The sequence below is a fragment of the Puerhibacterium puerhi genome (genome assembly GCF_009846865.1).
Lineage (GTDB): Bacteria > Actinomycetota > Actinomycetes > Actinomycetales > Cellulomonadaceae > Puerhibacterium > Puerhibacterium puerhi.
In genome coordinates this window covers 154,697-164,222 of record NZ_WUWN01000004.1, presented here as the reverse complement: position 1 = coordinate 164,222, position 9,526 = coordinate 154,697, and the positions used below count along the sequence as shown (strand labels likewise).

Below are 9,526 nucleotides of genomic sequence, written 5' to 3'. Positions count from 1 at the left end.
ACGCTCACCGGGGGTGCGCGGGGTGCTCCTGTCGGTCATTCCTGCCTCTCGGGAGACGCGGGGTCGGCGCCGCTCAGGCGGCCGCGTCCGGGGTGGGCACGTGCTCGCCGGTGGTGCGGCGCGGGCTGCGGCCGCGCCGCACGGTACGCCAGATGCCTGCGACGAAGAGCACCCCGACGACGCCGGCGACCACGGCGGTGCCGACGGTCTCCCAGCCGGCCCGGACGCGGATCTGGAAGGACCACGGCTCCGCGGCGACGGTGCCGTCCGGCGTGAGCAGGCGCACCTCGACGTCGACGTCGCCGGACCCGATCGCGCTGACCGGCACGCGGACCTCGCCGGACGCGCCCGCGGGGATCGTCGTCGTCGGCCGTGAGTCGACGGTGAGGCGCCCGTCCTCCGGCTGCAGCACCACGCTGACGGTGACGTCGGTGCTCAGGTCGTTGCGCACGAGCACGGGGATGTCCCCGGCGGCGCTGATGAGCGTCACGTCGGAACGGTGCACCACCGACAGCCCGGCGCGCTGGGTGTCGGCCCGGGCGAGCGCGGCGTCGACCGCCGTCGCGCGGTCGTCGGCCGAGGACCGGTACGCCACGGCGAGCGGCGCGACCACCGCCCCGCGCGCCCCGGCGAGCTCGGACGGGTCCGCCGCCGCGGACGCGAAGTCGGCCAGGGCCTGCCGGGCGCCGTCCAGGCGCTGGACGGCGGCGGCCCCGAGCTCGCCCTCCTGCCGCTCGTCGTCGTCCAGCGCGACCCGGTCGACCGCCGGGGCCTGGTCGGCGAGCAGCTCGCCGAGCGGCGCCACCGTGGCCCAGCCGGAGGCGCGCAGCGCGGCGAGCGCGGAGCGCAGCGCCTGCAGGTCCGGGTCCCACCCGCGCGGCAGCACGGCCACGACGTGCGGGGTCTCCTCGTCGTCGTACTGGTTCGCCACGACGGCGGTCTCGGCGAGCAGCCGCTGCGTCGTCGTGGCGGGGGAGGCGGCCAGCGTGCCGTCGGCCGTGTCCGTGCCCGCGGTCAGGGCGTCCGACAGCGGGCCGTCGGCGACGATCGCGCGCAGGCGGCCGCCCGGCGTCTGCATCGCCGCCAGGCCCGACGCCGTGCCGCGCACCGCCTCGTAGCCGTCGGGGACGACGGCGACGTCGAGGCCCGCCGAGCGGGCGGCGCCCAGGGTCTCGAGGTCGGGGGCGGAGTCGCCGCCCGGCCACGCGAGCGGCTGGGCCCAGTCCTCCGGCACGTCGCCGCCGCCGGGCAGCGGCGTGCTGACGAAGGACGCGAGGGACCCGGGGGACAGGCCGGCGTGGGCGAGCGCGGCCAGGTCGGGGTCGTACGCCGGCAGCGGGTGCACGTCGGTGGCCTCGCCCATCCCGGAGGCCCGGGCGGCCCAGTCGGCGACGGGGGCGTCGGACGAGCCGCTCGCCGCGGCCACGAGCGCCGGGTCGACCGCGAGCGACAGCGCGCCGCGCGTGCCGGACGCCGACTCGGCGGCGTCGACGGCGTCGAGTTCGCGGCTCAGGCGCCCGTCCGGCGCGACCAGCGCGGCGAGGTCCTCGACCGTCGAGCCGTCCTCGGGGTCGACCGCCGGGCCGGTGACGGGGGCCAGCAGGCTGAGGCGCACCGATCCCGCGTCCGCGGCCGCCGCGGAGCTCCCGGCGCCGTCGTCGGCAGTGCCGCGGGCCGGGTCCCAGACGAGGAACGTGCGGGCGGCGGCGACCACCGCGCCGGCGTCCCGGACCGCCACGGACATCTCGCGCGGGCCCCGCGCGGCGCCGTCCAGGCCCAGGCCGTCGACGGCGACCTCGAGGTCGACGTCGACCTGGCCGCCGGCCGGCACGGTCGGCAGGTCGAGCCGCTCCTGCGCCGTGGCGAGGCGGGTGGTGTCGCCGTCGGCCCAGGTGGCCAGCGCGCTGCGGGTGACGAGGGGCCGCCAGCCGACGCCGAGCTCGGCGGTGGCGCCCTCCAGCGGCGTGGCGGTCGGGTTGGTGACCCGGGCCCGGACCCGCACGGTGTCGCCCGGGCCTGCCACCTGCGGGGAGACGGACTGCAGCGTCACCGTGACGTCCTCGTCGTCCACGGCGACCGCGGCGGCGGAGGAACCGGACGTGCCTGCGGAGCCGGCGGGGACCGCGCCGGCGGCGCTGGCGCCGGCCGGGTGCGCGGTGGTGGCGCCGGTGGTGGCGCCGGTGGTGACGGGGGTGGTGACGGGGGTGGCGGTGCGGGTCGGGGCCGCGGCGGGCGCGCCGGCGAGCGCGGGGCCCACCGCGGGCAGCGCGACGGCGGCGACGGTGAGCGCCGCGGCGGCGAGCAGCCGCCCGAGGCCGCGACGGCGTCGCGGGGCGGGGCCGGGCCGGCGGCCCGCAGGGGTGGTCAGGGGCACGTCGTCACTCCCCGGCGCCGTGCGCGAGGCCCGGGTCGCGGGCGAGCAGCTGCTGGGCGACGACGGCGAGCTTCTGCTCGTTCGGGTAGCTCAGGCGCTGGGGCAGCTCGGCCACCGGCACCCAGAAGGCGTCCTCGGCCTCGCCGTCGGGGTCGCCCTCCACGGTGAGGTGGCCGCCGGTCATCGTCAGCAGGTAGTGGTGCACCACCTTGTGGACGCGGCGCGTCTCGCCGCTGAACCAGTAGTCGATGATGCCGAGCGTGGTGCGGATGCGCCCCACGATGCCGGTCTCCTCGCGCACCTCGCGCACCGCGGCCTCGGGCGGCGTCTCGACGCCCTCGAGGTGCCCCTTGGGCAGGCACCACTCGAGGCGGCCCGCGCGGTTGCGGCGCACGATGACCGCCGCGTGCGGCCCGTCGGCCGTGGCGCGCACGACGACGCCGCCGGCGGAGGTCTCCTCGACGACCGGCAGGTGCTGCTGCGGCGGGGTGGTGGGCGGCAGCGGGCCGAGGCCGCCCGAGCCCGGGGGAGCGCCGGGGGCCGGCCGCAGGGTGGAGGGGTCGACGCGCAGCGGGCTGCCGCCCGGCGGCACGGGGCGGCCGCTGTGCGACGGGCGGCGGGCCGGGCGCACGGTCGCGGGGGTGGCCGTGCCAGGGGCGGAGCCGGGGGTGGCGCCGGGGGTGGCCGTGCCGGGGGCGACGGTGCGGGGCGGCGGGGTGGAGCCGCCCGGCCGCGCGCTCGCGGGTCGGGGCGGCCCCGGCTTCGGGCGCCCGTCGGACGGGAGCGCCGCGGGGCGTGCGGTGCCGCCGTCGTCCGGCGCGGGCCGCGGGACGCCGTCGGGCACGGGCCCCGGGACGCGGTCGGGCGACCGGCCGGGGACGCCGTCGGAGACGCCGTCGACCGCGGGGACCGCGACGCCGTCGGCCTGCGTCGACGGCCCGGGCGCGGGCCGCGCGCCGGCGGCGCGCGGGGGTCCCGGACGCGGCGCAGGCCTGGGGGCGGGACGCCCGGTGTGCCCAGGACCTCCGTTCGCCTGCGCCGGGGAAGACATGTGGACAACCCTACCGAGTACGCGACCCGCCCCCGGATCTGGGAGACTCGGAGGTCGTGTCGACCCCTGAGCAGGACCTGTTGCGCCGCGCCCTCGGCGTGCTGACCACGATGGCGCCGGCCGCTCTGGAGCTGGGCGAGCTGTTCCGCGCCGCCGGGCACGAACTGGCGCTCGTCGGCGGACCGGTGCGCGACGCCTTCCTCGGCCGCGCCAGCAACGACCTCGACTTCGCCACGTCGGCCACGCCCGACGAGACCCAGGCGCTGCTCGCACGCTGGGGCGACGCCCACTGGGACATCGGCAAGGAGTTCGGGACCATCGGCGCGCGCCGGTTCGCGCGCGACGGCGCGGGCGACGTCGTCGTGGAGGTGACCACCTACCGCACCGACGAGTACGACCCGGCGTCGCGCAAGCCCGTCGTCGCGTTCGGCGACACCCTCGAGGGCGACCTGTCGCGGCGCGACTTCACCGTCAACGCGATGGCCGTGCGCGTGCCGGACCTCACGTTCGTCGACCCGTTCGACGGCCTGGCGGACCTGGCCCGCGGCGTGCTGCGCACCCCGATCGCCCCGGAGCGCTCGTTCGACGACGACCCGCTGCGCATGATGCGCGCCGCGCGGTTCGCCGGGCAGCTGGGCTTCGCCGTCGAGCCGGGCACGCTGGCGGCCGTCGTCGCGATGGCGCAGCGGATCGAGATCGTCTCGGCCGAGCGGGTGCAGGGCGAGCTGACCAAGCTGCTGCTCAGCGACCGGCCGCGGGCGGGCCTCGAGGTGCTCGTGGACACCGGCCTGGCCGAGCACGTGCTGCCCGAGCTGCCGGCGCTGCAGCTGGAGATCGACGAGCACCACCGGCACAAGGACGTCTACCAGCACTCCCTGACGGTGCTGGAGCAGGCGATCGCGCAGGAGACCGGGCCGGACGGGCCCGTGCCGGCGCCCGACCTCGTGCTGCGGCTCGCGTCGCTGCTGCACGACGTCGGCAAGCCGGCCACCCGGCGGTTCGAGCCGGGCGGCGGCGTGAGCTTCCACCACCACGAGGTGGTCGGGGCCAAGCTCGTGGCCAAGCGGCTCAAGGCGCTGAAGTACGAGAAGCAGGTGGTCAAGGACGTCGCCCGGCTGGTGGAGCTGCACCTGCGGTTCCACGGGTACGGCGACGGCGTGTGGACCGACTCGGCGGTGCGCCGCTACGTGACCGACGCCGGGCCGCTGCTCGAGCGGCTGCACCGGCTCACCCGCGCCGACTCCACGACGCGCAACCGGCGCAAGGCCAAGCGGCTGTCGGACGCGTACACGGACCTGGAGCAGCGGATCGAGGCGCTGCGGGCGCAGGAGGAGATCGACGCGATCCGCCCCGACCTGGACGGCTCGCAGATCATGGCGCTGCTGGGCATCAGGCCGGGCCCGGTGGTGGGGCAGGCGTACAAGCACCTGCTGGCGCTGCGCATGGAGCACGGGCCGCTCGGGCAGGAGCGGGCCGAGGCGGAGCTGCGCGCCTGGTGGGCGGAGCGCCAGGAGGCCTCCCAGGGCTGACGACCGCCGGTCGCCGGGCGGGTGCGGCCGACGGCTAGGGAAACGGGACGAAACTCGCGGGGTTTCGTCCCACTTCCCTAGCCGTCGGCGGCGCAGGGGCGGGTTGTCCACAGGGCGGCCCGCGGTGCAGCGCGTTCTCTGGTGCGCTGGTCCCGTGCGACCCGTGAAGCCGTGGCCCGACGACGTCGTCGCCCTGCTGCGTCAGCAGGAAGGACTCATCACCCGGCGCCAGCTCGGCGGAGCCGGCGTCAACGACCGCAGGATCTCCCGGGCGCTGGCCGACGGGCGCCTGCGCCGGGCGGCGCGCGGCGTCTTCGACACGATCACCGTCCCGGTCGAGGCGCGCCGCCACGACCTGGCCGGGGGAGGCGACGTCCACGCGCACCGGCGTCGTCGTGCGGCGTGGCTCGGGTTGCTGACGCACGGGTCCGACGTCGTCGCCGTCGGGCAGACGGCCCTGGTGCTGCACGGGGTCCAGGGCCTCCCGCCGCAGGTGACCGTCGAGGTGGCCCGGCGCGACCGCCGGGAACGGCGCGCCCAGGACGGCGTGGTCCTGCGCCGGTACACCAGCCCGCGCGGGTTCCACCTGCGCGGCGGGCGGCTCGTCGTCCCGATCGAGACGGCGCTGGCCCAGGCGGTGCCCGAGCTCGACCGCCGGACGGCGCTCGCGGTGCTGGACAGCGCCCTGCACCAGCGGCTGATCACGGTCGCCGGGCTCGAGCGGGCCCACGCGCTGGCTCGAGGGCGCCGCGGCGTCGCCCGGACGCACGACTGGTGGCGGCAGGCCGACGGCCGCGCCGAGTCGCCGGCCGAGTCGTGGGCGCGTGCCGACTGCATCGACGCGGGCGTCGCGCCGGACGTGCTGCAGCTCGAGCTGGTCGACGGCGCCGGGAGAGTCGTGGCGCGCTGCGACCTGGCCTGGCACCTGGGCGGGGGCCGCTGGCTGCTGGTGGAGGTCGACGGTGCCGCCGTGCACTCGACGGCCGAGGCCCTCTATCGCGACCGGGCCCGGCAGAACCCGCTCGTCGCGGCGGGGCACGTCGTCCTCCGCTTCACCGGGGCGGACGCGTGGTCCGGGGCGGTCTCGCGGGCCGTGCGACCGGTGCTGCGCGGCCAGGACTGGGGACCCGGCCGTCCCGCGGCCCGCGGCCGGGTCTCCCTCTGAGCCGCAGCGCCGGACCGCTCGACGACGAGAGACCTCGACGGCTAGGGAAGTGGGACGAAACCCCGCGAGTTTCGTCCCACTTCCCTAGCCGTCGGCGGTCGCGCCGCGCTGGGTCCCCGGGGCGGGCCCGGGGAGCGGCCTCAGTGGGCCGCGTGACCCGCCGGGGCCTCCGCCGGCTTGCGCAGCGTGGTGCCCACGACCAGGGCCAGCACCATCACCGCCGCACCGACGACGAACGCCAGGCGCGCGCCGCCGGTGAGCGCCTCCTCGGGGCCGACGCCGTCGGCCGCCAGCGCCTGCGAGCGGATGCTGAACAGGGCCACGAACATGGCGGTCCCGGCCGCGCCCGCGAGCTGCTGCACGGTGCCGATGGCGGCCGACCCGTGCGAGTAGAACCTCGGCGTCAGCGACCCCAGCGCGGTGGTGAACAGGGGCGTGAACACGAGGCTCAGGCCCAGGCTGAGCACCACGTGCGCGGCGAGCAGGAAGGCCCACGAGGTGTCCGCGTGCACGGTGGCCATGCCCGCCATCGCGACGATCACCAGCAGCGTGCCGGGGATCACCAGGGGCCGCGGGCCGACGCGGTCGTAGAGGTTGCCGACCACGGGCCCGAGCAGGCCCATCGCCAGCCCGCCGGGCAGCACGAGCAGGCCCGTGGCCAGCGGCTCGAGGCCCATGGCGTCCTGCAGGATCAGCGGCAGGAGGATCAGCGCGCCGAACATCGCCAGCATGCTCACCGCCATCGCGGCCAGGCCCGTGGAGAACCCGCGCGAGGCGAACACCCGCAGGTCGAGCAGCGCGTCGTCGACCCGCTGCAGCGCCACCTGGCGCCACGCGAACAGCGCGAGGAATGCCGCGCCGACGACGAGCGGGAGGACCGGCGGCACCGGCGACGCGCCGCCCTCGCCCAGCGCGGACAGCCCGAAGATGAGCGCGCCGAACCCGACGGCGGACAGCAGCAGGGACAGCAGGTCGAGCCGCTTGCGGCTGCGGTCGGAGACGTCGCGCACCTTGAGCGCGCCCAGCACCAGCGCGACCACGGCGATCGGCAGGACGACGCCGAACACGCCGCGCCAGCCCAGCGGCTCCAGGACGGCGCCCGAGAGCGTCGGGCCCATGGCGGGGGCGGCGGCGATGACGAGCGAGACGTTGCCCATGACGCGGCCGCGGTGGTGCGGCGGCACGATGTTCATCACGGTGGTCATGAGCAGCGGCATCATGATCGCGGTGCCGCTGGCCTGCACGACGCGGGCGGTGACCAGCACGCCGAAGCCCGGCGCGAGCGCGGCCAGCAGCGTGCCGGCGGTGAACAGCGACATCGCCAGCAGGTACGACCCGCGCGTGCCGATCCGCTGCAGCAGGAACCCGGTGGTCGGGATGACCACGGCCATGGTGAGCATGAAGACCGTGGTGAGCCACTGCCCGGTGGCGGCGGTGACGCCGAGGTCCGCCATGATCGGCGGCAGCGCGACGCTCATCGTCGTCTCGTTGAGGATGACGACGAAGGCCGCGACGAGCAGCAGGGCGATGACGGTGACGTGCTCGCGGGGCAGCTTGTCCGACGGCGGCGCGCCGGCCGGCAGGTCGGCGCGGGCGGGTGCGGTGGTGCGAGGCTCGGCCGCCGGCTCGGCGGTGGCGGCGGTGGGCGGTGCGGCTGCGGCGTCCATGGGGCCTCCGGGTTCTGGAAGGTGGTGGGGCGACCGCGGCGACGCTGCGCACGACCGATGTCTACGACGTCGCACGAGCCTGCGATATTCCCCGGCGGCAGGTCGACCTGATTTCGGCGCCGGACTCATCGGTGGTCGCCGTGGTCGCCGTGCCGTCGCGGCCGGCGTCCCGCTCCGTCGCGGAAGGCGCGCCGGAGCGCGACGGGGCGGGACGCTCGACGGGGCCCACGCGTCACGCGCGACGGAGACCTCCGGCGTCAGCCGGCGGTGACCCGCGGCAGCTCGACCTCGCGGGGCTCGCGCGCGCCGCGCAGCCACAGCAGCGCGGCGACCAGCACGTACAGCACGGCGAGGACGCCGAACAGCCCGCGGGACCAGCCGGCGTCGGGCACCACGAACGCGGCCAGCGCCGCCGCGCCGACGAACGCCGCGTTGTACAGCACGTCGTAGAAGGCGAAGGCGCGGCCGCGGAAGTCGTCGTGGGTGTCGCGCTGGACGATCGTGTCGACGGCGATCTTGGTGCTCTGGGCGGCCAGGCCGAGCAGCGCCGCGCCGGCGAAGACGACCGGGCGCGCCGGCGTCGTGCACAGCAGCAGCTGCGACGCGGCGGCCAGCAGCAGCATGAGCGCGATCCACACCTGGGGGCCGGTGTACCGCGAGAGCGTCGGCGTGATGAGCACGGCGCCCGCACCGCCCACGCCGGTGAGCCCGATGACGACGGCGAACGTCGCGAGGCCGGCCGACGTGTCGCCCGGGGCGGACAGCAGGTTGCGCGAGATGAGGATCGAGGCGATGAACACGACGCCGTACAGGAACCGGTGCGCCGCCATGACCAGCAGCGCCTGGCCGGGGGTGCGGCGGGCGGCGAGGTAGCGCGCGCCGGAGGCGAGGTTGCGCACGACGGCGGCGAGCTCGCCGCGCAGGTCGCCGCGGGCGGGGTGCTCCGGGCCGAGCTGGTCCGGCGCGAGCCGCAGCGCCAGGGCCGACGCGACGGCGAAGACGACCGCCGCGCACACCAGCGCGGCGGCGTCGTGCACGCGGCCCGGCGCGATCACCAGGCCGAGCACGAACCCGATGCCGCCGCCCACGAACGCCGCGCCGGCCCCGAGCGTCGGGGCCAGGGAGTTGGCGGTGAGCAGCAGCGGGCCGTCGACCACGCGGGGCATGCCGGCCGACAGGCCCGCCAGCAGGAACCGGTTGACGCTCAGGGCCGCGAGCCCGAGCACCGGCACCCACGGGTTGCCGCCGCCGAGCGCGACCATGGCGCCGGACATCGCGAGCGTGACGACGACGCGCACGGCGTTGCCCCACACGAGCACCTGCCGGCGCCGCCAGCGGTCCAGGAACACGCCGGCGAACGGCCCGACGACGGTGAACGGCGCCAGCATGACGGCGAACGCCCCGGCGATGGCGGGGGCGGAACCCTGTGACTCGGGGGAGAAGAAGAGCAGCGAGGCGAGGCCGACCTGGAACATGCCGTCGCCCGCCTGCGAGACGAGACGGACGGCGAAGAGCTTCCGGAAGCCCGGCAGGCGCAGCAGCGCGCGCAGCTCGGAGATGACACCCACGCGCTCACCCTACGGGGCCCGCAGACGCCGACGGGCGGCCCCGTCCCCGCGTGGGGACCGGGCCGCCCGTCGTGGCGGTGGAGCAGCTGCGCTCCAGGTCAGCGCGCTCCGCTCAGGGTCGCGCCGACCTTGCGCTCCGCTGCGGGCGAGTGCCTCGTACCTCGGCCCTCAC

General features: G+C 77.2%; 6 protein-coding genes. 2 read left to right on the top strand and 4 right to left on the bottom strand.

Translation table 11 applies throughout. The features are described from left to right. Window positions 1-73: 73 nt before the first annotated feature. Entirely contained in the window at window positions 74-2,374 is a 2,301-nt protein-coding gene (locus tag GSF02_RS04425; RefSeq protein WP_159793122.1) for a DUF6049 family protein, read from the bottom strand. Window positions 2,375-2,378: 4 nt separating this feature from the next. Beyond that, window positions 2,379-3,005, bottom strand: a complete 627-nt coding sequence (locus GSF02_RS04420; protein ID WP_159793120.1) for an NUDIX hydrolase — start codon at window positions 3,003-3,005, stop codon at window positions 2,379-2,381. A 476-nt stretch (window positions 3,006-3,481) separates the two neighbouring features. On the opposite strand from GSF02_RS04420, the gene GSF02_RS04415 reads away from it, so the two are divergent. Continuing rightward, a complete protein-coding gene (locus GSF02_RS04415) occupies window positions 3,482-4,954 on the top strand; it encodes a CCA tRNA nucleotidyltransferase (RefSeq protein ID WP_159793118.1) in 1,473 nt (490 codons plus the stop codon). Between the two features lie 163 nt (window positions 4,955-5,117). After that, a complete protein-coding gene (locus GSF02_RS04410; protein WP_159793116.1) occupies window positions 5,118-6,119 on the top strand; it encodes a type IV toxin-antitoxin system AbiEi family antitoxin domain-containing protein in 1,002 nt (333 codons plus the stop codon). Window positions 6,120-6,259: 140 nt separating this feature from the next. On the opposite strand, the gene GSF02_RS04405 is transcribed toward GSF02_RS04410, so the two are convergent. Together GSF02_RS04405 and GSF02_RS04400 are read right to left on the bottom strand one after the other, a co-directional pair. Next, window positions 6,260-7,786 carry an MDR family MFS transporter gene (locus GSF02_RS04405; protein ID WP_159793114.1) on the bottom strand — a complete coding sequence of 509 codons (1,527 nt, stop codon included), beginning with the start codon at window positions 7,784-7,786 and terminating at the stop codon, window positions 6,260-6,262. 257 nt (window positions 7,787-8,043) lie between these two features. Next, window positions 8,044-9,354 (bottom strand): MFS transporter, encoded by a 1,311-nt coding sequence (locus GSF02_RS04400; RefSeq protein ID WP_159793112.1) that lies wholly within the window; start codon window positions 9,352-9,354, stop codon window positions 8,044-8,046. Window positions 9,355-9,526 lie beyond the last annotated feature (172 nt).

What these genes read in the sequence shown, in the direction of transcription:
- GSF02_RS04405 (WP_159793114.1), bottom strand. Translation starts at nt 7,786, where the DNA reads ATGGACGCCGCAGCCGCACCGCCCACCGCCGCCACCGCCGAGCCGGCG.